Source organism: Planctomycetia bacterium (assembly GCA_016795155.1).
In the GTDB taxonomy this organism is placed as follows: domain Bacteria; phylum Planctomycetota; class Planctomycetia; order Gemmatales; family HRBIN36; genus JAEUIE01.
On record JAEUIE010000026.1, the window covers coordinates 1 to 25,277 of the forward strand.

The 25,277-nt window shown below is 51.6% G+C and carries 19 protein-coding genes; 11 read left to right on the plus strand and 8 right to left on the minus strand.

Annotated elements, in window-relative coordinates; translation table 11 throughout:
- Positions 1-352 precede the first annotated feature (352 nt).
- Both JNJ77_10470 and JNJ77_10475 read left to right on the plus strand, forming a co-directional pair.
- The gene (locus JNJ77_10470) at positions 353-1,717 is read left to right on the plus strand and encodes an SWIM zinc finger family protein (protein MBL8823001.1); all 1,365 of its coding nucleotides are present in this window, start codon (positions 353-355) and stop codon (positions 1,715-1,717) included.
- A 17-nt stretch (positions 1,718-1,734) separates the two neighbouring features.
- Positions 1,735-4,653, plus strand: coding sequence for a hypothetical protein (locus tag JNJ77_10475; GenBank protein MBL8823002.1), 2,919 nt, complete (start codon positions 1,735-1,737; stop codon positions 4,651-4,653).
- A gap of 71 nt (positions 4,654-4,724) precedes the next feature.
- On the opposite strand, the gene JNJ77_10480 is transcribed toward JNJ77_10475, so the two are convergent.
- From JNJ77_10480 to JNJ77_10490, 3 genes are all read right to left on the minus strand, one after another.
- Complete coding sequence (locus tag JNJ77_10480) at positions 4,725-5,117, minus strand: hypothetical protein (protein MBL8823003.1); 393 nt, start codon at positions 5,115-5,117, stop codon at positions 4,725-4,727.
- A complete protein-coding gene (locus JNJ77_10485) occupies positions 5,114-5,743 on the minus strand; it encodes a hypothetical protein (GenBank protein MBL8823004.1) in 630 nt (209 codons plus the stop codon). Before JNJ77_10485 ends, JNJ77_10480 begins: the two co-directional genes overlap by 4 nt.
- A gap of 156 nt (positions 5,744-5,899) precedes the next feature.
- Entirely contained in the window at positions 5,900-6,973 is a 1,074-nt protein-coding gene (locus tag JNJ77_10490) for a transposase (protein MBL8823005.1), read from the minus strand.
- A gap of 506 nt (positions 6,974-7,479) precedes the next feature.
- On the opposite strand from JNJ77_10490, the gene JNJ77_10495 reads away from it, so the two are divergent.
- The 6 genes from JNJ77_10495 to JNJ77_10520 all read left to right on the plus strand — a co-directional run bounded on the left by JNJ77_10495 (position 7,480) and on the right by JNJ77_10520 (position 17,273).
- Positions 7,480-8,673: an ankyrin repeat domain-containing protein gene (locus JNJ77_10495; GenBank protein ID MBL8823006.1), complete on the plus strand. Its 1,194-nt coding sequence runs from the start codon at positions 7,480-7,482 to the stop codon at positions 8,671-8,673.
- Between the two features lie 290 nt (positions 8,674-8,963).
- Positions 8,964-10,796, plus strand: coding sequence for a trypsin-like serine protease (locus tag JNJ77_10500; protein ID MBL8823007.1), 1,833 nt, complete (start codon positions 8,964-8,966; stop codon positions 10,794-10,796).
- 156 nt (positions 10,797-10,952) lie between these two features.
- On the plus strand, positions 10,953-14,744 hold the full coding sequence (locus tag JNJ77_10505) for a serine/threonine protein kinase (GenBank protein ID MBL8823008.1): 3,792 nt from the start codon (positions 10,953-10,955) through the stop codon (positions 14,742-14,744).
- Between the two features lie 18 nt (positions 14,745-14,762).
- Entirely contained in the window at positions 14,763-14,972 is a 210-nt protein-coding gene (locus tag JNJ77_10510) for a hypothetical protein (protein ID MBL8823009.1), read from the plus strand.
- Between the two features lie 3 nt (positions 14,973-14,975).
- Positions 14,976-15,452 carry a hypothetical protein gene (locus tag JNJ77_10515; GenBank protein ID MBL8823010.1) on the plus strand — a complete coding sequence of 159 codons (477 nt, stop codon included), beginning with the start codon at positions 14,976-14,978 and terminating at the stop codon, positions 15,450-15,452.
- Between the two features lie 438 nt (positions 15,453-15,890).
- On the plus strand, positions 15,891-17,273 hold the full coding sequence (locus tag JNJ77_10520) for a hypothetical protein (protein ID MBL8823011.1): 1,383 nt from the start codon (positions 15,891-15,893) through the stop codon (positions 17,271-17,273).
- Between the two features lie 248 nt (positions 17,274-17,521).
- Here the strand turns inward: JNJ77_10520 and JNJ77_10525 are convergent, their stop codons facing one another.
- From JNJ77_10525 to JNJ77_10535, 3 genes are all read right to left on the minus strand, one after another.
- Positions 17,522-17,914 (minus strand): hypothetical protein, encoded by a 393-nt coding sequence (locus JNJ77_10525; GenBank protein MBL8823012.1) that lies wholly within the window; start codon positions 17,912-17,914, stop codon positions 17,522-17,524.
- A 33-nt stretch (positions 17,915-17,947) separates the two neighbouring features.
- Complete coding sequence (locus JNJ77_10530) at positions 17,948-18,577, minus strand: RNA polymerase subunit sigma-70 (GenBank protein ID MBL8823013.1); 630 nt, start codon at positions 18,575-18,577, stop codon at positions 17,948-17,950.
- Positions 18,578-18,933: 356 nt separating this feature from the next.
- Positions 18,934-19,101, minus strand: coding sequence for a hypothetical protein (locus JNJ77_10535; GenBank protein ID MBL8823014.1), 168 nt, complete (start codon positions 19,099-19,101; stop codon positions 18,934-18,936).
- Positions 19,102-19,987: 886 nt separating this feature from the next.
- Between JNJ77_10535 and JNJ77_10540 the strand changes: the two genes are divergently transcribed.
- Both JNJ77_10540 and JNJ77_10545 read left to right on the plus strand, forming a co-directional pair.
- Entirely contained in the window at positions 19,988-21,037 is a 1,050-nt protein-coding gene (locus tag JNJ77_10540) for a linear amide C-N hydrolase (GenBank protein MBL8823015.1), read from the plus strand.
- A 184-nt stretch (positions 21,038-21,221) separates the two neighbouring features.
- Positions 21,222-21,461 (plus strand): hypothetical protein, encoded by a 240-nt coding sequence (locus tag JNJ77_10545; protein ID MBL8823016.1) that lies wholly within the window; start codon positions 21,222-21,224, stop codon positions 21,459-21,461.
- A 642-nt stretch (positions 21,462-22,103) separates the two neighbouring features.
- Here the strand turns inward: JNJ77_10545 and JNJ77_10550 are convergent.
- Positions 22,104-22,799: a winged helix-turn-helix domain-containing protein gene (locus JNJ77_10550; GenBank protein ID MBL8823017.1), complete on the minus strand. Its 696-nt coding sequence runs from the start codon at positions 22,797-22,799 to the stop codon at positions 22,104-22,106.
- A 266-nt stretch (positions 22,800-23,065) separates the two neighbouring features.
- Here JNJ77_10550 and JNJ77_10555 point away from each other — a divergent pair, with 266 nt between their 5' ends.
- On the plus strand, positions 23,066-24,460 hold the full coding sequence (locus JNJ77_10555; GenBank protein ID MBL8823018.1) for an IS110 family transposase: 1,395 nt from the start codon (positions 23,066-23,068) through the stop codon (positions 24,458-24,460).
- A 389-nt stretch (positions 24,461-24,849) separates the two neighbouring features.
- On the opposite strand, the gene JNJ77_10560 is transcribed toward JNJ77_10555, so the two are convergent.
- On the minus strand, positions 24,850-25,092 hold the full coding sequence (locus tag JNJ77_10560) for a hypothetical protein (GenBank protein ID MBL8823019.1): 243 nt from the start codon (positions 25,090-25,092) through the stop codon (positions 24,850-24,852).
- Between the last annotated feature and the right edge of the window lie 185 nt (positions 25,093-25,277).

Here is a 25,277-nt window from a genome sequence, read left to right on the forward strand (position 1 = left end):
AATGATTAAAGGATATAAAGCCTGCTTCATAAATGGTGTCTCGCGGTAGAAACCGAACTCTTAGCATTCTATCGCTAATCTCTTGTTCGCCATGTCTCTGTCTCCTGGTGCGTGCTGGCATCGTTGTGATGCTGGCTACGCTTCATGACAGTTAGAGGCTGTGGGGAGTAAGGGAGGTTTATTTGACAGGAATCTGGCTGGTTCCTCTGCACATCTTTATTGTCCTGTGCTTCAAGTAGCGATCAAGAACTTTACTGAACCCCCTCATATAGGTGATTCAGTAATTGAAATTCTTCCTTGGACATGACACACTATCTCGTTACATGACGTTGCAGTTGATCATGAGGTGTTCATGGGAGCAGCACTCAAACTCGACTATACCTATCGCTACGTTCATCCTTCGCTTGTTACTAGTCAACCTGGTAACTGCGGGTTACGGTTGGCGACCTGCGGGGGTGCAGCCGAGAATCCTTTCTTCTTTGATGGCAAAGTGCGACAGCCTCATGTGGCGGCTAGCATGCTGCTCGTTCTGGCTAAAGTGGTTTCCACACGGTTCTGGATGCCACTTAATCCCTCGCTGCTTGACCCAGTGGTGACCAGTAGCGAGGAACTTCTTCGTTTTGAAGGATTCAGTTCCTGTTGTGGTGTATACGCTCGTGCTGATTTCGAGGCACCGACATTCGAGGCGGACATCAAGGGGCGAGGCACCACCAATGTGGATTTCAACTCGTCCATGCGGGCAGCCCTCGCACAGATACGCCAGAGCGATACCGTCCGCATGGCCGTCGGGGCGGATTCGGTGCAACTGACTCGTGGCGAGCAACAGGTGGTTGAGAAGAAGGTGAAGCTGCCGGTACGCTGGATCAAGGGATTCACCGAAGTGCAGGCTTACCTGCCGGTACTGAATCGCCGCTTCACTATTACTGCAAGCGAGGCGTTACGCTTTCTCCGCGCGATCCCTAAGGGAGGCAGCACTGGTATGGTCTCGTGGGTCACGTCGCTGGGGCGAGGGCTACGATTGTCGCAACGTGAGAGCAAGGACGCGGTTCGTGTGACCGGTACGGAACGTATTCGCATTTTGGAGCCGCTGCTCATGCATGCTACGGAATTGCATGTCTGGGCCGATGCCAACACCGAGGTCAGCGCATGGGAAGTGGTCTTTCCCACCGGACGGTTCACGATCCTGATTAGCCCGGAACTCACACGAGGCTTCTCGGGTGAAGGGCAAGTCCTCCAGCAACTGGCGAGTAGTTCATGCACCGAGGCTCTGCCCCAGGTAAAGGCAGGGCTTCGCTGGCAGTCACGAATCGATGTGGCGGAGGTATCCCGTCAATCCAGTCTCGCCCCATCACAAGTAACTTCGGCCCTGGCGGTGCTGGGCAGCCGCGGACTGGTGGGGTATGACCTGCATCGCGGCGCGTACTTCCATCGCGAGTTGCCATTTGATCTGGAGAAGGTCGAGGCACTGCAGCCACGGATGTTGGACGCTCGCCAGTTGGTCGAGGCGAAGCTGGTCAGAGTGATCAGCAAGATGGGTGCCGACGAGGAGCTGAACGCGGAAGCCTACGTGCAAGGGACCGAGGTGGAGCATCGCGTACGGCTGAAGACCGATGGCGATAGCTGCACCTGTCCCTGGTATGGCAAACACCAGGGCGACCGCGGGCCGTGCAAGCATGTGCTGGCGGTACGGCTGATGCTCGAAGGCAAAGATGATTAGTTGGAGTTCACAAGGATATGACAACGGAAGAATTAGAGCATCTCATTCTCAAAGGACCGACCGAGGAATTGGTTGCCGCACTCGTCAAGCTGAATGAGCCGGAACGGAAGAAGCTTTCGAAGCATCTGGCAGCAATGCGAAAGAAGATAACAGAGCGACATGCAGAACGAAACAGTTTCATGAACAACCTGTCAGTCTACATTTGGGGACGCCCTGAAGGCAGGCGAATCAACCTGGCAATGATGGGCATTGGTCCCTGGACTGAGACGAAGCGAATACGGAGTACGGACCTTCTCGAGTGTCGACACCATCAAAATTATGATCCGCAGCCTCTGCTTCAGATTCTCAGGCATCGTCGACCTGACTGGTTGCCGAAATGGGTGGAGAAGGAACTGGCTGAACGATTCGTTAACGACTGGGGTTTCATTCGACTACTGATACGCGAAGGGCTCTGTCCCAAGCCGCAGAGCGAGCAATACATTCTAGGAATGTTATTCGCCCATCTTTATGACAGAACGAAGTCACTCAAGGATAACCTACTGGAAGACCCTGAACTGCTCACCGATGAAATCTGGAAGATCTTCGAACTCTGTCCGACTCGTGGAACAATACTGGATGTTTCGGACATCACGATTGGAGAATCTCACCCGGATGCATCCTGGGCCGTTACCCTCAAGACACTTGCCGCGGAGGGCCATCTTGATCGCCGGCGGCTTCTGGAGGCATCGCTTGGCAGCCTGACCAGAAACACCGAAGCCCGGAATACCGCCTGGTTCTGCAAGTTTCACGAGTTGCTCGAGCCTACTGTGGAGGAAAGGGGCAGACTGCAAACGACCTACCTGCAGCTTCTCAGCCATCGGGTGCCTGTTGTCGTTGGAATGGCGCTCGATGCGCTGAAGATCGTGGAATCGTCTCAGCAGCTGAATGTGCCAGAGTTCATGCGTAGCGTCGAGGTGGTGTTTCACTTGCAGCCCAAGGCTCACCCCCTGGCGGCTGTGAAGTTACTGGGGAAGCTCGCTACACGAGAGCCGAAGCGGCAGCGGGATGTTGCAGCGGTATTGTTGCGTGGCTTAGCGCATCCTCACGCTCAGGTGCAGCAGGCGATCGTTGACCTCCTGGCCAGATTCAACAAGGCATGCAAGGATGTGATTGCTGAACAACTGTCCGGTGTCATTACCAGTCTCGCCCCTTCGGTTCAGGCATCAGCCCACGTGCTGCTCGGACAGACGGACAAGGTATCGGCCGGAACTGAGTCCCCCGTGGCACTCGATGCGTTATTGAAAGAAGCAGAGCAGGTGGTATCTCCATGGCGGGAGTGGGCCGGCATTGATGGCGTACTGGGTGCGATAAGGGGGACAAACCCGCTGAGCAGCGTCGCCTTTGATTCCATGAGTGTACCGCGTCTGGACCCGGATCAACGGGTGCAGCCCATTCAGACGCTGGACGAACTCATTGAACGACTGACGGTGGCAGTTGAGTCACTCAACGACCCTATCGAGTATGAGCTGCTCCTGGACGGGCTGAGTCGGCTCTGCGATCAACGACCGGCAGATTTCGCTGCACGCCTGGCTCCGCTGATCAGACGGGTGGAGAAACCTTTATTCCTCTTACCTGGAATGCAAATATCCCTCAATGATATGATCAAGTCGTGGGCACTTGATGCACCTTCGACCGAAGTGATCTTAGAGTATGGCAATTCACTGCTAGCCTTTCAGAGCAAACGCCTCTCGTTGATCACCGCACGCATGCGCCAGCGGCAGGCTGCTCCCCTGTGTGCCTGTCCCACCCATCGACTGGGATGGATTGATCCGCAAGAGATGTTGCACAGACTCAAGTGGTACGAGGAGCATGGGCTCGAACCCGATTTTCACGACATGGTTCAAGGCCTCTTAAGACTGGCACCTGATGGTCGAGCTGAGGTACTCGCTCAGGCGACACCGTTAAAAGGAAGGTATGGGTCTGCGTTCCGATATGCTCTGGGTGGTCCGCTCGAAGATGAACTGACTGGCGTTCTAGGAATGATAGCTGGACGTGCGCGCCATCCATTTGCTGAACGTCTCGACGTGGCTACTAGTGTTGACTATGGTCCTGATGCAACCCACGCTGCACAATATACTTGGGAGTTCATCAAATCATCGGATTCGAGCAGCACCAGCAAGACCGTTATCAGCGTGAAGGTGCACCCTCAGCCGGCAGTCAGTAGCCTCATACACCATGTGCCCACCGTGCTGCTGCACAACTATCGCGTGTTCGATGGATGGAATCGGTGGGCGGGCACTGTCTGGCCGGCCAACCCGCAGCCTTTTTTTGCCTCAGGTGTTCGTCTGCAATACCGAAGCTACTCGGATGCCCAGATCAAACGGCAACGTGCGGAGTATCTGGATCCGCTGTTCGATCCCGATGTGCCGTTCAGCACGATGGCTCAATGGCTACTGGCATTGGCACTGGGGGCGGGAGAGCCGGAAGTGACTGGCCTGGCTGTGGATGCCCTCATCGTGCTCATTCGTGATGGTCGCTGCGTCGGCCCGGAGCTGGGCGAAGTGATGGGCAGCCTGATGGCGGTGAATGAACTCAAACTCAACCGGATCGCCCAGCACCTCGAGACGGTCGGCCAGGCTTCTCTCTTGCATGCTTACGTTTGTTCGCAAATGCTGCAGATTGCCTGTTGCCGATTGCAGGAGAACACCCGCGACCTGCATCACGTCTTGAGCCGACTACTGGAATGGCTCTCGGCGCTGAAGCAGCCGGTACGTGAGGATTTCAAACCAGTGTTGGACAAGGTCACCACCGGTAAGGCGGGGCAATTGTCCAAACGACTAAAAGGCCTGGCGCCTTCCAGTCATGACAATGTCTATTTGACTGAGGCACTAGAAGGGCGATTAGAGCGGATTCGCCGTTGGATTGCATCTCATAGGACCAGCCAGAAAATGGATTGAGAGCACAGATGATGAGACAGTCTTACCATAAGCTAACTCGTCACAGTAGGATATATTAGCTCCACTTTGCATTATGTAATCTGAGAATTGACTCTTTTCCACCTCTCCCGCTGCCTCCCCCAATCCATCTCCAGACAAATCGGCTGCAGATGCCTCAGCTTAATCGGATCATGCCCGCTGGTGGTCTTGGGCAGGAACAGTATCGCCTCCTGTATATCCGGTGCCAGCAGCAGCAGGTTCATAATCTGGCTGATACGTGCCCGACTGACATGGCCCAATCGTGCCAGCTCCGCGTAGTCCTTGACCACGCCTGTAACCACCAGCCTTTCCAGATGATGTGCCATTAGCCTGGATATGCGTGGTATGCGACCTTCGGGCAGAGCAGGGGACTGCTTCCGGGTTGTCATCACCCGTTGCCCCTTGCGATGCGTCTCAAACGATACATTCCACGTCTTGGCAATCATGCAGCGTTCTCCGTAAGTGTTTCGGTCAGTAAGGATTCCAGACCAGTCGGATGGAAATGAATGGTCACCTGGCCAACCTTGCCATCGTAATCGATGTGATCTATCAGCAGTTGCAGGAGCTTCTGCTTCTCGACAATATTCATGGCTTTCCAAAGTTCATCGAATCGGCCTAGCACTGTGGCCACGGATTCTGCGGTGATGATCCAATCGGCCAAGCGTTCGAGTTCCTCGCGAATCTGGGCCAACCGTGGCGTTTCGTGGGCGATGCGTTCCTGCACTTCAGCCAATCGGCTGGTTACTAGAGTGTTGACTTCACCTGCTTTGACCTGGCCCACCAGGTTCCTGGCTTCGTGTTGCCAGCGTTTCAGTTCCCGTTCCAGTAGCGCCTGTTCTGACTTCAGGGTTTGCCGATGTTCTTCATGGTGCTGGTGAATGATGGAAAGAACTTCAGCCTGTAAAGCTAGGTCGCTGCCAATGCCACGGATGCGTTCCAGGACAAACTGCTCCATCTGGCCTGCGGGCACACTCTTGGAAGAACATTTCTCCCATCCCTGTTTCTGAGCCTTGGTGCAGGTGTAATAGCGATACTGCACCTTGCCGTTCTTACAGCAGTACGATGGTGTCATGGCACAGCCGCAGGGGACGCATCGCAGCAGACCGTCAGGTACAATAGTGACCAAAACGATAGAACTGAACAAACAGACACGAAGGCTCACTCACGAGTGAACATGAAACCGAGAGTGAATCAAAATCATGGCGAAGAATCGCGAGCAACTAACAACTCACGCTGCTCGACGGTGGTAACTGTTCAACAAGCCGCCCAAGCGGGGTGTAGAAACTATCGCACTGGCCTTGTCCGAGTCTTTCCACTTCCGACAGCGCGACTTCTTGAGCGGTACATTACCAACCCCTTGGTGCGGACGTTCCGAATTGTACCAGGAACAATATTCGTTACAAATGTAACGCAGATGATTTTCCCCAAAGCAAATGAAATGATCCAGAGCTTCCTGCTTGATGCTCTGCACAAACCGTTCGGCATAGGCATTGAGGTTCGGCTTCATGGGGCCAACTCGCTTTACTTCAACTCCCTCAGCCATCAGAATGGCTTCAAAGTCCCTGGTGTATTTGGTATCGAAGTCGCAGATCAAGGTTTCCGGCTTCACTTTTTCCTTGTCCCAGTGCATGCAAACATTCCTGGCTTGTTGCTTCATCCAAGTATTATCCGGATTCGTCGTGAGACCACCCAGAATGACACGCCTCGATTCAATATGAATGAAGAACAACACGAAAACATCCACAAAGCCCCTGAGAGTCCAAACCTTCTTGCTGAAGAAATCCGTTGCCCACAAGGTTTGAGCATGCTGCCTGATAAACTCCGCCCAAGGTTTGTCGCCGCGCTCGGGACAGGGGTCAATTCCTGCTGCGATCAGAATGTTCTTGACGGTGCTGCTACAGATCTTAATACCAAGTTTCTTCAACTCACCGTGAATCTTGCCATAACCCCAGATGTTCTCTTTCGCCAGACGGATTACCAGCTTGCGGATCTCTTCCGGCTTCATAGGTCGTCCTGGCTTCCTCTTAACTTTCTTCGGACGAGCCTGTTCTCGTCGCTCCTCCCGAACCCAGCGCAAAAAGGTGTCGGGCGTTACGATGCCAATCAGTTCCTTGATAGCCTTGCCAACCGGTTTGCCAAACCGCAACAACTGGCGACGCTCTTTGTCTGTCAGCACGATTCGCTTGGGCAAACGCTTTCGCAGAATACCGTTCTCCTTCTTGAGATACTGCACCTGTTTGGCCAGTTGTCGATCAGTCGCCGTGGCCAACATCACCAGAAACGACTGCATCAGTGCTCGCATCCTGCCGTTCTCCGCAAGTCCAAATCTGCCAACGGGATGACATCATTTTTCCACCCCGCCAGACTACCGAATCAGCAGACAATTCGCGATCAAAATCGGCTGGTTCAGCCAGCAAATCTGGAGCAGGGAAATGGACATCTCTCCTACAGCCTGGTTAACGCCAAACCGCTTCGAAGAGAGAAATCGGGGCATTTTATCTCTGCCAGCGTGGAGAGATGTTTTTCGTTGGTTAACAGCCTTTCATGATTTGGGTTGATTTAAGTAGATAATTATCAACAGCTTCCACTGATAGGCTCTCCCTGCTCTTTAATGAGAGAGAACATCTTGAAGCGCGCTCTATTCGGGGAGGTGGCATCCAATCTCCTTGTTTAGTTCTGGCTAATCGGATAGCTTTGTACATTGCGGAGTAAGATGCCGGAGTGGCCATGTCAAATCAAAGTCAGAGTAATGTATCGACAAGGCTTCTGATAAAGGCAGCAAGAATAATTAAGTACTGCATAACGGGCATGATGAGTAATGTATCGACAAAGCTTCTGATTAAGGCAGTCCAGAAGAATCAAGAAGTGTATGCTCTTAAAGCACTGGAGAAAGGGGCAGATTCTCGTGCTACGGATACAGACGGTAAATCGGTTTTGACCTACGCGGCACAATTAGGCCACGTTGAATTAGTGCGACACTTGCTGGCAAAAGGGGCAGACCCAAATGCGGTTTCGAAAAGTGGAGAAGCTCCACTACGAGCGGCCTGCTTGCGTGATAATCTGGAGATAGTCCAGTTGTTGTTGCAATATGGGGCTAATGTAAACAACCGTTATTCAGCCGGATCAATGCCAGCAGATCAGCCAAATGCCTGCTTTACCAGTTACGAATCCGTGTTGCATGATGCTGCAACATATGGCTCTCTAGACATCCTTCGCACCGTGTTGGCGGCAGGGGCCGACCTGCAGGCGGTGGGTAAATCCGGCATGAGCCCAATTATGGCAGCTGTTGATGAACGTCGCATGGATTCAGTAAAAGTACTACTGGAGGCCGGAGCCATCGTTACTCCGGAAGAAGAAACCGCCTTCGCAGTCTATCATTTTTCAGAGAGGTCGAAAGCTCCTGCGTTCGTAACCCTGGTTAATGAACTCAGTAAAGCATACGGCGCTCCAGAATACAGTGATGCGCTACCTGGAGTAGCTTTTTTCTCCATCCGTTTGCCAGAGTCATTAATGGATTCGCCATCCCAACTCGATCCGATGGAATCCTTTCGTCAACGCGAAGAACAGAGAAACCAACTCGAGAAGATGGTAGAGCAAGCACGGAAACAATTCGGTGATCGTGTTGCTCAATCCAGTTATCTGCTACTGGACTGTGGCAGGCCCATTGGATGTGGCCCGATAACTCAAACATTAGCCCTGTTACCCACATCGGATAAATATGAGGCCATGTTTACATTTCATTTACGTGCCAATACGCAAGAGATGAGATGCAAGGAGATGGTTGAGTGGTTTCGCAATCTGGACCGGGAAGAGCCATTTGATCTAATAGGGTTGCGCTACGACACTGTAGAGATTCAGTTCAAAAAGCCAGTGGCAGATCCAGACAGATTAGCCAGAGAAATGGTGCATTTCTGCTGGGATCTAGCAGAAACTCCAGAAGCTGAACTTCAACTGGCCTATCAATTACGCAGTGAGCGTCGAGTCTATTTCTGGTGGGATTGATGTCATCACGAGACGAACGAGACTGTTATGGTGATATACATGGATTCACATTTCCTCAGAGTAGCCCTAACAATTACGTCCTAATTCGACCATCATTCTTCCTTGATGACGATTTCACATTGAACTGTGAAGGTTGAACATTTTTTAGTTAATGGGAATTTTCTCAAATGTGTGTCGGTTGAAACCTACGGTTTGCGAGTCACTTCTAACGGCTGAGAAACTGGTTGAATTTCACTGAGCAGGCTGATCGGCTTGCACATTCTTCCAGAGACGGCCTTAGGAGAGATATCATGAACTGGCTTAACTTACTCAAGACCTCCACCAAAAAAACCTTAAACCGGAATCTGCCAACTTCGAAACATTCACGACACAGCTTGTGTGTGGAAGCACTCGAAGATCGCATGGTTCCTGTTGTCGGGGCATTTGCCGCATTATCTGATGGCACTTGGCCTTTGCCTCCACAGGATCTCCGGAATACCGGTGTCGTTCGGATTGACAATTTGGGACAAGGTGTATTTGGAAGTGGTTCGTTACTATGGACTGGCCGGCACATTCTTACAGCGGCTCATGTATTGGACGATAACGGCGATCGACGGCCTGATGCAGGTGGCTTCAATGTCACGTTTGTGCTGGGCGACGGAACGACCAGAGCAATTGATAATATTCCCTCCAGTGCAGTACGATTTCCCTCGACCTGGACAGGCGCCTGGAACGGTGGATCTGATATTGCCATCATTGAATTACCAGCCTTAGCTCCACTCCAGGTAGAGCGGTATCAAATTTATCAAGCAACGAATGAAGTTGGTCAGATCGTTACTGTTTCTGGATTTGGTGCAACAGGCAATGGAGCGGTTGGATTGTTTGGAGGGAATGGTGTTCGTCGAGCTGGTGAAAACCGGATCGATACTACACGGGTGGTGACTAGTGGTCCTAGCAATTCCATTATCCGTATGGATTTTGACAGCGGGAGAACGGTCAACGATTTCTTTGGGAGAAATACGGGCTTGGGAACAAGGGAAGCAAAACCAGACAGTGGTGATTCTGGTGGTCCTGCCTTTATTGGCAGGCTTATAGCTGGTGTCTTCAGTGGGATGGGTTGGAATGATGCCACGGATACGAATTCGGCACTTGGTACTTTTGGTGAATGGGCCGAGCATACACGAGTTTCCTCCTTTGCCAACTGGATCAGAACTAATGTGAACACCACCATGCCACTGTTTCTGGATATGCGAGTCCAGGGTTGGGGTGGCGATGGCGTCGCTGACCTGATCTCCATGCAGTTCAACAGCAATGTGTTGACGTTCAGTGTGAATGGGCGGATTTTTACAACGACGCTGACTGGTTCTGAAGTAATCAAGGTTCAGGGAGCCAGCGATAACGAAATGTTCATTGCTAATGATAACATTCAAGCTTTGTCGAACACCAAGCTGGAAGTACACGGCGGTTCAGGTAACGATGAGTTCAGTTACACAGGATTACGCAAACACACCTGGCAGATTACCGGGTTCAACAACTCGATCGCAATCAATGGCCGGGTTTTCCTACATACCATGGAAAATCTCCGCGGTGGTGCTGGCGAAGACATTTTCCAGTTCTTCTGGAACGGTGGTGTCTCCGGTCGTATATCGGGTGGCGGCGGTGTTGACACCCTCGATTATCAGAGCATGACGACTCTGGGAACTACTGGCGTCCGTGTTGACCTGGTCGCTGGGACTGCTACTCGAGTATCCGGTGGCATCAACGGCATCCGCAACGTCAACGGCAGCAGCGCCAAAGACTTTATCTATGGAAACAATCTCGCCAACGTGCTTCAGGGATTCGGAGGCAATGATGAGCTTCATGGTCGTGAAGGGAATGACATACTTCGCGGAGGTCAGGGTGATGATACGCTTTACGGCAACGCCGGATATGACACACTAGAAGGACAGGAAGACAATGACTATCTCGATGGCGGACGAGATGGCATGCGGGATATGCTCAAAAGTGGCACAGGCCGCGACAGGCTCGTGAAGAACTATTACCTCGCTAGTCTGATAAACTGGGTCTACGAAACAGATTCGACCGATTTCAGTTTGACCGATGATGCCTGGATATCCATCTATCATGCAAAAACGCTAGTATAAGCTTGAAACCGCCAGGGCGCTTTTTACTCTGGCGGTGTTTTTGTTTCAAACTGCATATTAACTTCTTTCTGGCGCACCCCATTTTGTTTATTGTCTATCTTGGTAGAGATGGAACAGAGGACATGGAACAGAGGACATGGAACAGAGATAGTACCCATGGATACCAAAGACAGCCCAGTTACCAGTGATGCAACCCTAAATCCCAACGTGTTGTTGGAGATCGAGCGCCTCTGCGATGCGTTCGAGGCACAGTTGCGAAAAAACCAGTCAGTCGACCTTGAGAGCATCTTGGCACAAGTGGAGGAAGAGGTACGCCCGGCATTATTTCGTGAACTTGCTTTGTTGCAGAGAGCCTACACCCCTGCAGAAAAAAGGACCAGCCTGAAAGAGGAGCTTACCAAACAGTTCCCTCAGTATGCCGATGCCATGACGGAGATCCTGCTTCAGGAGACACGACATGCGTTCGAACCCGGTGCAGCAACCCAGTTGTTTCAGCCGGCGCGACAGCACATGACCACGCAGGACTTTCAACACAGTCCTCGCGAAGGCATGACGATCGGTTGCTACACACTGAAACAACAGATAGGGGAAGGAGGAATGGGAGAGGTGTGGGTAGCGGAGCAGAAACAACCCATCAGACGCAAGGTGGCTCTTAAGCTCATTCGGGGTAGCACGGATTTGAAAGCAGTTTTGCAGCGGCTTGAGCAAGAGCGTCACGCGTTGGCGCTCATGGATCATCCCAATATTGCCCGATTCTATGATGGCGGCTTAACCGAGTCACGTCAGCCTTATTTTGTCATGGAACTGGTGATTGGTTTGCCCTTAAACCAGTTCTGTGATGACCAGAAGTTATCACCGCGGCAGCGGCTGGAGTTGTTTATCCCCATCTGCCAGGCTATCCAGCATGCCCATCAGAAAGGCATTGTTCACCGTGATCTGAAGCCTGCCAATATTCTGGTGACTCAGGTGGATGGTGTACCAACACCGAAAATTATTGATTTTGGATTAGCCAAAGCGGTCAGTGGCAGGCTGACCGATGAGACTTTATCAACCCAGTTTGGTGCGGTAGTGGGGACGCTGGAATACATGAGTCCCGAACAGGCAGGGCTGACGACTGCTGATGTGGATACGCGTGCTGATATCTATTCATTAGGCGTTATCCTCTATGAACTGCTGACAGGCTTGCGGCCATTCGATTCAAAACTGCTCAAGCAAGCGTCACTGGATGAGATTATTCGGATCCTCAAGGAAGAAGAGCCGCCCAGTCTGGCTTCACGGCTATCGACGGATGAATCGCTGTCGAGTGCAGCAGCATTGCGACAGATCGAACCGGCTAAGTTGCTGTCCCTGGTAAAAGGGGAACTGGACTGGATCGTGCAAAAGTGCCTGGAGAAGTATAGGAATCGCCGGTATGAATCTGCCAATGGGCTGGCCCGTGACGTGGAGCGTTATTTGAAGGATGAGCCGGTGGAAGCCCGGCCCGTAAGTCCAGGTTACCGGTTCAGAAAGTTTATCCGTCGGCATCGTGGGCAGGTGATAGCAGCGGGTCTGTTGCTCCTGGCGATGATCGGCGGCATCATCGGGACGGCAACAGGTCTAATAAGAGCTGAAACTGCACTTGCGGCCGAGGCAGAGCAACGACAACACGCAGAGTCAAAAGAGCGAGAAGCGCTGAAAGAACGGGCCAAAGCCGTCATTGCCGCCGAGCAGGAGCGGCAGGCGAGGGAAACCGCAGAAGCGAAACGACAAGAAGCGGAGCGGAGTCTCAAATATGCCCGGAAAGGGAACGAGATTCTGTATTCGGTGTTCGCCGGCCTGGATCCAAGAATGATCGCTGAGAGCGGTCGCCCATTACAGGATGTTTTGCGAGAAAACCTCTTAACAGCTGTAAAGGAATTGGAAGGCTCTGCCATCGGTGACCCGCTGGAAGTTGCCAGAATGCAAGACAACCTTGGCATGTCCCTTATTGGCTTGGGCGAGGCGACCCAGGCGATTGAGGTCTTCAAGAAAGCACGAGCCACTCGAGAAGCTCTCCTCGGTCCCTCTCACCCCGATACTCTCAGCAGCGTGAACAACTTGGCGTCAGGTTACCACGATGCCGGCAAGCTCAATCTCGCCCTGCCTCTCTATGAGGAGGCATTTCGGCTGAGGAAGACCACGCTTGGTCCCAATCACTCCGACACCCTGAACAGCATGAACAGCCTGGCTTCAGGCTACAAGGCTGTCGGCAAGCTCGATCTGGCTTTACCACTCCTGGAGGAAGCGCTGCGGTTGCGGAAGGACAAGCTCGGCCCGGACCATTCCAGTACCTTGATCAGCATGAATAACCTTGCAGAGTACTATCGAGCTCTTGCCAAGCTGGATCTGGCTCTGCCGCTTCTGGAAGAGACCTTGCGATTGAGGAAGGAGAAACTCGGCTCTGATCACCCCCATAGCCTTAACAGTATGAACAACCTGGCATCAGCTTATTTTGATGCAGGCAAGTATGACCGCGCCTTGCCGCTTTTCGATGAGACGCTGCGGCGCAAGAAGAACAAGCTCGGCCCGGATCACCCTAGCACCCTCTTGAGCATGGGCAATCTGGCAGAAGGCTACGCGGCTGCCGGGAAAATGGATTTAGCCCTGCCTCTCTATGATGAGGCCTTGAAACTGACGAAGGCGAAACTTGGCCCCGATCACCCTGACACCCTCATCAGCATGGGTAATCTTGCATCGGGTTATTATGATGCAGGCAGGTACGATCTGGCTTTGCCGCTGCTCGAAGAAACGCTACGGCTTAAGAAGGCCAAGTTTGGACCCGATCATCCAAACACCATCAAGAGCATGGATTGGTTGGCCCGGACATACAAGGCAGTAGGAAAGCTCGATTTGGCTCTAGCACTCAACGAGGAGACAATGAAGTTGACCAAGGCGAAGCTCGGCCCTGATCACACTTCTACTCTTACCAGTATGAGTAGCCTTGCATTAAGTTACCATGCTGCCAGGAAATACGACCTGGCTCTCCCACTTTACGAGGAGACATTGCGGTTGCGGAAAGCCAAGTCTGGCCCTAACCACCCCAGCACTCTTGGCTGCATGAATAATTTAGCGTTTGGCTACCAAGCCGTCGGCAAACTCGACCTAGCGCTGCCTCTCTATGAAGAGACGTTGCAGTTGCGAAAAGAGATTCTCGGTTCCGATCATCCAGACACCCTGAACAGTATGAACAACCTGGCATCAGCCTACCAAGACGCCAGAAAATACGACTTAGCCCTGCCACTTTACGAGGAAACAGTAAGGCTAAGAAAGGCAAAATCCGGGCCTGATCACCCCGACACCCTGAACAGCATGAACAACCTGGCATCAGCCTATAAGGAAGCAGGCAAGCTTGATCTCGCCTTGCCGCTTTGTGAGGAGACAGTCCGGCTAACGAAGACGAAACTAGGCCCTGAACACCCTGACACCCTCAACAGTATGGGTAACCTTGGTTCGATCTACTCTGCAGCCAAACAGGGGAGTTTAGCTTCTAAAACCCTGCTCAGCGTTGTTGCGGGAAAGCGGAAACAGTATCCCAAGGATCACCCGCGATTTGCCGGGCTACTGAGTAGAGTGGCGCTTGATCTACTCCATTGCGAGCAATACGTAACGGCTGAGGAGATCCTCCGTGAGTGCCTCATGATCCGCGAGAAGAAGGAACCAGATATCTGGACGACCTTTAATACCCAATCTATGCTCGGCGGTGCGTTGCTGGGGCAAAAGAAATATAGCGACGCTGAAGCACTGTTACTCAAGGGCTACGAAGGCCTGAAGTTACGCAATAAGAACATACCAAAAAATGCCCAGTCGCGAGTCAGCGAAGCCCTCGATCGCCTGATCCAGCTCTACTCCGAAACAAACAAGCCTGAGGAAGCAACCAAGTGGAAGAAAGAGAAGGAGAATCAAGTCAAAGAGGGTGCGAGCAACAATTAGAGTGTTCAGGTAACTACGATGGATGATCGTAAGTGGACTTTAGATCAGGAACTCGTCGCAGCCTTGGATGCTGCCTGGCAGGATACGGTTCCACTACTTGATTATGCAATTGAGCTGGATACCTATCATCCAGAACTGGCCACTAAACTCAGGTGGTACGCGCACAATGTGATGTCTGCGGTCATGAGAATCCCCATCATTGTTGAGGCAGTAACGTGGCAGTTCTGACCGATGCAGCACGAAGCATACAGGAAACTACGTCGGCATCCACAGTGCAGGTTGTTGTCTCAAGTGGCTGCCATTGGGTTTTGCCGAAACCCAGTTTTCTGGCAACATATACCTGACACTGGAAAAGAACTGCTGGAGGCAGGCCTGTTATGTGCTCTAGAGCTTATCACGACTGAGAGTCTACGAGTACTGGTGGTACGCGAAAAGCAATCATTGCAAACAGATCTGGCACTGGTATTTGGTAAGAATGCTGATCCGAGTAAAGTGAATGGCCATGCGATGCATGGCAAAGATCTTGCACTCAAGGCAGTCGAAGTTCGTAATCACTTTGCTGGCAAGCGTGTTGGCGGCCTGCATTCTGGATTGAATCCAGAATGGCAGTATTTGCATTATTTGGCAAAGTTGCACAGTGCTCTTTCTGAAGTCCCTGCTCTGCTTCAGCAAAAAGTGAAGTTATTCTCCATTCGCAGATTAACGTAACATATACCAAGCCACTAATTTGATGAATACGGCGATGACTGACCTGAAACTGAATTATTAGCCAGGAATGGTTGACTGCATCATTGGGCAAATAGGGAAAGCGACCATACATGATGCGACTTAGTGAGGCATCCGTATGAGTCTTGTTCGGACGAGCAGGTATCGACTCATGCAGAACCTCCTGGCAGTAACGGCATACAGAGTCACCCAATCGGTGATGCAGACCGTATGGACAAGGCATCCACATCATGTCAAAGCCTGTGGGATGATTATCAATATTTTTGCCGGATTTTACCCTGAGAATTGACTCAGCACAGAAAAAATCAAAGAAAATTTCGATGAGGTTGTCGGGATAATGCCCCTGATTACGAGCAGGTATTGTGTACCGGGAATTGACTCGGTGAAGATCCTGTAACCAGTTACCAGTGAGGTGAAGTCATGACAGCAATACTAGATAGGATTTGCAATGCTTTCAGGAAATCTAATCATACCAGGCATGTTCCAAGACTCCTCGGATTGGAAGTCACTAGTCTTGAAGATCGTCTGACACCTGCAACCCTTTTTGTCAGCCTTCCTGTCGTCCCTGACGCAATTGGCTTATATGGCCGCAAAGTTGAAGTGTTTGAAACAGGCGGTGAACTGATTGTCGGGCTAGATAATGGTATCGAGAATCGAATTGTAGCTCGTGTCAATGCCACCGGGTATGATCATGTGGAGATACAGGGCACATCTTACGAAGAAACATTCTTCGTGAGAGGACCAGGAATCCGACTGACACTTCATGAGTCTGCAAATGATACCATCTATCTGGTTGGTACAGATATTAATTCTGCATCCGTGCCTGATGGCAAAGATTATGTTCTTGTCGATAATTATTATAGTGGGCTTGATGGTCGTATCATCAATTATGAAGGCTTAGCCAATCAGATCAATGTCATTGCATTGAGTGGTGACGATACGATTAAGGTCAATTGCACCACTATGCCAGTTCAAGTACAGGGAGAAGGCGGCAATGATACACTTATTGTCGAACGAAGCTCATTACGGACATTTATTACAGACTCTAATTCGGTATTGTTGAATGGTGGGGAAGGTGTTAACACATTCGTAATTGGTAACTCTGCACCAATTAGCGCTAACCAGATTTACAACGATGCGTATTCCATGGACTTGCTACGCGGCGGGATACGCATTGTCACCAATACACTACGCGACCATCTGCACATCTATGACAAGGCTGATACTACAGATAATAATTATACGTTTACTGATAATCTGTTTACTCGTAACGCTTATCGCGTACGATACGACATGTTATCGAACATTACTCTTCATGCTGGAAAAGGAAACGACACTATACAGGCCAACGGCGTATTGGCCGCACTCGTTCTTAATGGGAATGCGGGCAATGATGTCATGATGGGTGGGCGAAGTGCTGACACGCTTGATGGTGGCGATGGCCACGACATCATGATTGGAGGCCTGGGTACTGATACGCTTGTTGGCGGTAAAGGAGATGACGTTCTCTTTGGTGGTATTCTTTCCTTTGCCAGCGATACAAGCAGACTCAATTCTTTACGGACCACCTGGACTACTTTTTCCAATAGCTACGATACACGTGTCAGTCAAATGCGTTCCATCTTTACAACAGCTGTGAGAGAAGATTATTCCGCAGATATACTATGGGGAAATTCTGGTACCGATTGGTTTTGGGGTACTTCGACGGAGGTTAAAGATCTGCAGCAGATCTGGGTAATTCTGCCGCCCCCACCAGGAGGTACGATCTGGATCACGTTCTACTACTGGGAAGTGAACAAGTAGTCAGCTCGCTTGCCCTGCCTGTTCCGTGACAAGTTCATGAACAGGCAGGAAGTTGTAGCAGAAAATCAATGGCTAACGCTGTAATACTCGAATTGCAGCGGAGACCAAAGCAATTCTTCCAGCATATCGTACTGAAGTTACTATCTGCCATCCTTCTCGGAATGCTAGCATCCTTGTTGACCTGATGATAGTACTGAAGTTCAGGATAATACTGTGCTTTTCGCATGCGTTGTAAAAGGCAATCTTCATTACCAGGCAGCCTTAGCGATTTCATCGCTTGTGATACAATAGCAAAGCCATCCAAAGATTGCATTATTTTCCAGCAGCCATTTGCCCATCTTCTCAAAGCCCACAGGATCGAATGCTTCCAGTCCAGCTACTTTCTTTTCAAGCAGACACTCATCAACAGCGGTGCCGAAATCATCGGGTAAAACAAACCAGCCCGTCTCATCATCCATCCATCTTGGCTTTGTGAATTGAGCTCCATCTTCTCTCCGGTAGACGGTTGGCAGCCAACGCACTGCTATTTTTTGATGGAGGTTATTATCGGTCATCAGGCTAACTGCTATTCCTGCCGTTTGATCATCGTAAATGACAGTGTCAAGCTTCCATCCACCCGGCGCGGTCAAAGGATGATTCATGGGATGTGTTTTCGTTTTCAAGTTTGAGCAAAGCTATTCTGATGCGTCCTCCTTGACCTGTTGGAGCCAGATTGCTCGTATCGTTTTTAGCTTTCTTTCTATCGAACGTTCGGATAAATAAAGTTGATGAGCAATTTCTTCATTTGTAAAACCTTCAAGTTTCAGCAAAGCAACTTTGACTAGTGCTTCATCACGCAAGGTCGCAAAAAGACGATCACACTCCTCTGTAAACATCGCTGCCAATTCCGGTTCAATATCTTTGCCTGGCATGATATCCGGACTGCCTGATGTGGAATCGTGCAACTGCATGAATACCGATTCTCCACGAACGATATCTCCGCCTCTCTTTATAGCGTGTTCGCGACGCAAGTGATCAATAGTTTTTCGCTTCGTCAGCATGCGAAGAATTATCCACAAATCATTACGATCATTCAGCTGCGTGAATCGCCCGACCGCCGCTCCACGGAAGAAACTGTCCAGTACACTCAATGCGATATCTTCTTCATCCCTGATTCTTCGCGCTCTTGACTGCAAATGCTGCTTTGCCAGCACGAGCAATTGGTCAAAATACCTGTTCCACAGCTCCTGTTCAGCTGACTCATCGTGCCCTTGCCGGACTATTGCCAGCAATTCAACAATGGAATCGGTCGAATCCTGCTTCATTTGGAACCTCAACAGCAGTATTTAAATTTGGCTAATCAGAGTGTAACCAGTCTATAAATACAAGCACAGGAAAATCAGGAACACTTTGTATCAAGGCTTATGCTTTGGTTCGCGTGCACCCGTGCGGGGGGATGTGAAGCCCCTCTCGATTCATGTGCTGCGTAAGATACGCTAGGATGTTAATTGCACTGCCAGAAAGTGCTATCGACAATGTAAGCCAAGATTTTCTGGCGTTATTGTTGGATGGTCCAATCAAAATGTTTAGATAATACGGTGTGTATGGTAGGTAATTACTTTTTCGGCCGTGAGGTCGCACGATGCCGATGTTCTTGTGTCCATGCTGTGGCGAGTCTTACCTAGTGCCGCTTGCCCTTTGCGAGTTTCTCCTGGAAGAGCGCGTTCGGCAGGGATGGAATGGGACCATAGCCCCAGCCCGGTGTCTGGCCTGTCAGAAATCGATTGGCAAGGGTGACACGGTTATCCTCCGCAATGGCACTGGGGTATCGCACGAGGGCGAAAGGCACAATCTGCCTGCAGGCAATAAGGCAACGGTTGTAGATGTATCAAGCTGGGAAGGCGAGGGGAGTATCTTTCTGATTCGACTCCCCACTCATAAAGAGGTGTTTGTAGCAAGGGCTCAGATAACCCCTGAATAGGCTGGTATGAGTCAAAAACAGCTGAAAGTTGTCAGGTACAATAGTGCCCCAAAAGCCAGACCTGAACAAAGAGACACGAAGGCCCAATCACGGGTTGCCATGATGAGAAGAAGGGACTCAAAACTGTTTCAGCATGCTGACCGAGTCAGCCACTCACGCCGCTCGGCGGTGGTAACTGTTTAAAAGCCCGCCCAGCCGGAGTGTAGAAATGTACTTCTCTAATACATGACGGTTAACACCAACCCCCTTCACAGAGATGTTTCCACCCAAAACATCTCTCCTTCTTGTTGAGAGACAAGTGAGCGGGTTAACAGCGATTTTGGGACTTATTCCATAACTCATTACGCCACAGTATGTTGAGACGACACAATTTCTCTCTATCCAATGCAGAGAATTTCTTGAAGCGCGCCCTATAGGGGGAGCTTGCAAGCCTTCATCGAGGCTTTATCTACAACACGGTTCACGCACCACGCCAGGCAGAGAGTCTGGCGTTTTTGCGTTAATAGTTGGCGAGTATTGGAACTAAACTGCGGGCTGAAAAACGGCCAAGAGAACATGGATTCTGTATTGAGTCGGAGCAAATAACCCAAAACTGATCGAAAACCTCTCTCTATCTCTGGAGAGAGAGTACCGAGGGGTTAACGAAGGTGACGGCGTGATGGTGCTTGATCTGGGATAGGTGTGACCGAAATAAGCAATCTGTATATTGAGATAAACAACTGTTCGGCAGACTCTTTACAATCACGAGGGGGACATGCGCAAGACCTTCTACTTACTGGCTGTGCTTTTCGTCGGGCTGCTGACGGTTTCGACCGCATACCCGTGTAGTCGCGTCCTCTGGGCCCTCAAAGACGGACTGGTGTTCGTGGGCCGTACGAACGACTGGACTGGCAAAGTCGATTCCACATACCGACTCTTTCCCCGCGGGATTGAGCGGGTTGGTGCTGTCGCGGAGAACCCCCACAAGTGGACCTCCAAATACGGAAGCGTCGCCCTGACTGGTTACGACATGGGCACTCACGAAGGGATCAACGAAAAGGGGCTGAGCGTCCACGTACTCTTTCTGGCCGAGGTATGTGACTTCGGCCAGCGCGATCCCAAGCGGGAAGGGATCGGGATCATGCAGTGGCCGCAATACTACCTCGACAACTTCGCGACGGTCGCTGAGGCGGTCGAAGCACACAAGTCGATCCAGTTTCAGATCGAGCCGCTGGTACTGCCGAACGGCGCCAAGACGACGTTCCACGTTTCAATCGAGGACAAGACCGGCGATTCAGCCGTGATCGAGTACATTGATGGGAAAGCGGAGATTCACCACGACAAGCGATACACCGTCATGACCAACGAACCGGCCTACCAGAAGCAGATCGAGAACCTGAAGCAGTACCGCACGTTTGGCGGGGACAAGCCGCTTCCCGGCGAGCGAAAATCGATGGATCGGTTCGTCCGTGCTGCCGTGTACGTGAACGCGCTCCCCAAGCCGACCGATCAAGACGAGGGGGCGGCTTACATCTTCAGCGTGATGCGAAACGTGTCGGTGCCATTTGGCCTGGGCGACCCCGAAAGGCCGAACATCTCGCCGACCTACTTCCGTACCGTGATGGAACTGAATGGCGGACGATACTACTTTGAAAGTACTTTGGCTCCGAACGTGGTCTGGATCGATACGTCGAAGCTCGATTTCAGCAAAGGATTGGACGAGCAGGAGTTGAAGGTAGAGAAGAACATCCTGAAGCTTCACGGCGATGTGACGAGCCAGTTCGTGAAGGCCAAACCGTTCGTCTTCGGCATGCACAAGCCGTGATGCGTCGCATCGTTCCCATCGATCTGGGTGTGTGCCTCAGTCTCCGCCTTTCTGCTTGACGTGGGGCTGGGGGCGAGGGAACGTGGCAAACGCACCGTCCGAGATGGTGCTTGACTTGGGAATGATGCGACTGGATTATCTGATGTGCAGTTAGATTCTTAATAGCAATGACGGAGAGTGACAAATGGCAACCGAAGTGCGAGCATGTATGGAGTGCCAGGGATCGATGTCTCCCATCGTCATCATGGACGTGGCCCCAGGTGTAGCTAAACATGCGGTAGCTGGCCCACTGACGTACCGCCTACCGGAAGATCGGGTCAGTTTTTGGACGGGCAAATTCCCCACGCAAGGTGTGGTGCAGGCATTCTTATGCGGCGAGTGCGGTCGCATCGCTCTTTACGGCGATAAGGCTGAGAGTAATTAAGGCGGTGCCCCTTCCTTCCCGCTTGACGTAATGCGGGGGCGAGGGGATAGTGGGGGTGATATTTTAGCCGGGATACTGCTCAACCTGGATTGGAGGTTCCTTGTTAAGTCGCAACTACCATATTATCTTGACAAGTCTTGTGATCGTATTCTTGCCAGCAGAAGTATTCTCACAACCCGTCGTCACAATGGCCTCTTCCCCAGGCACGCGAAATATCACAGTGATCTATTACGATAAAGACTTTTTGTTTTTGGCTCGCAACTACGGCGACCATAGGGATTTCGGAGGCAGTACGGACCCTGGATTATTTGTTCACTCGAAATCCCATGATTGTTGGCTGAAGATTTCTCAAGTTTCAACCAAGGACGCTAGGTATGGAAAATCAGATTCGGATAACCCAGAGGAAAGACAACGGCTATTGAGATCGTCGGTGGTGTGGGATTTTACATCTAACGTAAACAAGTCATCGATTGAACTTCCACTCAAAACTTCTGGGTCGATTGCGTTTCCCGACAAAATCGAATTTGAAGCACAGACCGATCGATACAAAATGGGCTTCTTTACCAATTGGAAGATTCCGAGCGCCGAAACCAGTCTTTATCTAATGCGAAAGGACTTGATTGAACAGTTTGAGAAGATAGCTCAATCACGCCCCCTTCGGGGTTCCAAGTAACCTCGTATTGTTTGGTAACTCACGGAAGGCATTGAGCGAGGGGCGGTGCCTTTGTGCCGGCTGGGTCGTTTGCGTTTTGCCAATTGCAACACCGCCTCAAACCTCCCCCGATCCGTATTCCTAAACGCCGACGCCTTACCCTTGTCTTTAATGTCGCGACTAATGGCTGCAAAGAGGGTATTCGCTGGAGTCTTGCCACCAGGCGAAACCCACAAACCTTCGGTTGCCATCACGTCTATTAACTCCGGACAAGTCATGGCCACTTTGCGAGCTTTTAGTACCTGCAACGCCGCAGCTATCATGCTCAGTTTCTTGGGCTTGATGTCCGCTTTGACTTTGAGCTTGCGAGGCTTCTTGGTGTCTGGTTCTTCAGGTGGTTCTGGCACGTTGCCAGCAGATTCAACTGTTTCATTAGTAATTGCTACCTCTTCGGCGGTGGCAGATTCAACCACGCCAGCGTTGGGAGATGTTGCCAAAGTCGCGGCGTCCGTTGGTTCTGGTGGCGACGTTGGTTCCGTTTTACCCACAGACTCTGGTGTCTCTACTTGAGATTTCTTGCCATTGGTGCTTCCCGTCTTAACCTTCCATGAAGGCTTCTTGTCACCCTTGACCTTCTTCTCAGGCAGTTTCAATTCCGCTGCCCCAACTTTCAGTTTCTTGTTCAACCCCCCGTCCAGCTTTGCTGGCCCACGATGCCAGGAACTGTGGGTTACTCTTGTAGTGAGTCCGACGCGTTAAGCCCGAAATGTTTCTGGTGCGGTGAGCATGGTTGCTCCGCCCGGTTGTTCGACTGGGCTAGGGAGCGTTTTCGGCCCACTCGTTTGGTGACCATTGCCATCACGGTAATGGATCCCGTTGGGACGCCTGGTTCCGGTTGCCGACTCCCTGCGTTGGACTCTTTCAGACACACATGTTTCCAGAGGAGTTCCGCATGTTGAAGCAAAAGGCCATGAAAGACAGCCCGTTCGCCTCGCTCGCACAGAGGACTCATGCCGCCGGTATTGATGTGGGGGACACAACCCACTGGGTGTGCGTCAATGCCGAGGGTGGTGATGCTGCCATACGCGAGTTCCCCGCCCACACGCCGGGCCTGCAAAACCTTGTGACATGGCTACGTGAGTGTGCTATCACGACCGTCGCTCTCGAAGCGACTGGCGCCTACGGTCACGTCTTGTTCCTGTCCTTGCTGGAGGCTGGCTTCCACGTCATCACCACCTCGCCCACGTTCACGCGTCAGATCAAGGGAAGACCCAAGACCGACCGCCGCGACTGCCAGTGGATTCAGCGGCTGCATCGGCACGGCTTGCTGCCTTCGATCTTTCAGCCCGACGAAGCAACCCAGACCCTGCGCGACCTGGTGCGGCAGCGTGCCAACCATGTGCGTCTCTCCGCTCAACACATCCAACGTCTGCAAAAGGCTCTGGGGCTGATGAACCTGAAGCTCACCAGCGTGCTCGGCGATGTCACCGGCGTCACCGGGCTAAAGATCATCCGTGCCATTGTCGCTGGCGAGCGTGATCCGCGGGCATTGGCGAAGTTGCGGGATCAACGCTGCCAGCACAGTGCCGAAGAGATCGCCATCGCTCTGACGGGCCGCTATCGCCTGGAGCATGTGACCGAGTTGTCGCTGTGCCTGAAGATGTGGGATCACTATCAAGAAGTGATCGCCGAACTCGACGAGGCGATTGCCAGGCAGCTTCGGACAATGAAGAAGCAAACGGTGCTGCCGCCACTACCACCAAAGTCGCGAATGCGGGGCCGTAAGGCACATGATCCACGTTTCGATGTCCGTCAGGCTCTCTATCTCATGGTCGGCATCGACCTAACTGCGATCGAAGGCATCGACGAGATGCACGCCCTAACGCTGATTAGTGAACTGGGGTGCGAGTTCACAAAGTGGAAGACGGTCAAACACTTCACCAGTTGGTTGGGCCTGTGCCCGAATTGGAAAAAGACGGGTGGGCAGGTGCAGTCGAGCCAGACCCGCAAGGGCAAGAACCGGGCTGCGTTGGCGCTACGATTAGCAGCGTGGAGTCTGGTGCGGAGTAAGAGTTATCTCGGCGCGTACCTGCGTCGCCAACGAAGCCGGCTGGGCGCTCCGAAGGCGATCACCGCGACCGCCCACAAGCTCGCCCGAATTATCTACCATCTGATGCGACATGGCTTCGCTTACATGAAGAAGGAGGAAACGGCGTATGCGGAGCAAGTGCGTCATCGGCTAGAGAAACAGTTGCATCGGCGGGCACGCGAGCTAGGGTATGAGCTAAAAAAGGTGGAGCCGTTGGGGGAAGTCGTGACCAGCGAGGGAGAAATCATCACGGTGTGAACGTTCTCTAAACTAGAACGGAGGTGCCGAGGCGTGATCCTATAACGCAAAAGTTCAACAGCTCATCTCGAGTAGCCGTGGAATGACTGCGCTTAACCTTCCTCACACAAGCGTTACTTGAATCAGTAGTAGATGAAGTTCCTGGGGCGCCATGTCTCTGTCTCCTGGTGCGTGCCGACATCACCATGATGCTGGCTACGCAGGATGACAGTTAGAGCATGACGGGGGAAAGGGAGGTGGTGGGAGGATGGAATGTGGGAGAATACTGCTGCTTTGAATTCATTGATTCGAGTAGAAGCCGACACGCCGAAAAGGATTCGACTATCTCGCGTAATCTGGGCCAATATGACTTTAAGCTTTTACAAATAGAGAGAAATTTACTTCATTGCTCATGCATGCATGCAATGAGGACATTCGCGCTGTTTCCATTGTTGATTGGAGAGAGGATTGTGGCAATTGGGGCACAGGAATCGCACAAATGCCAACGCAATCATTGTTGGAATAAACAAGAGACCGCCAAATAGGCCCCACAGTATTCCGTTTCGATTTTTTCTAGAAGTAAGAACACCAACGATGGTCGCGAAAAACAAGAACACTGTTAGCATCACCAGATAAGGCATGAACTGTTCCATGGGTTTCGATCCTTTTCGTGCCGATGAGATAAGCTGTAAAGTGGCACTAGAGCATTTTCAGTTCCATTCTTGCGGCGCATATCCTGCATGTCGGAGGTAGTTGGCGCATTCATTAGGCGAGAACCAGTCGAGGCACTGGCCGCAGAGTTGATCACATGCTTCCTTGGTGCGTGGCTTGCGTTTGC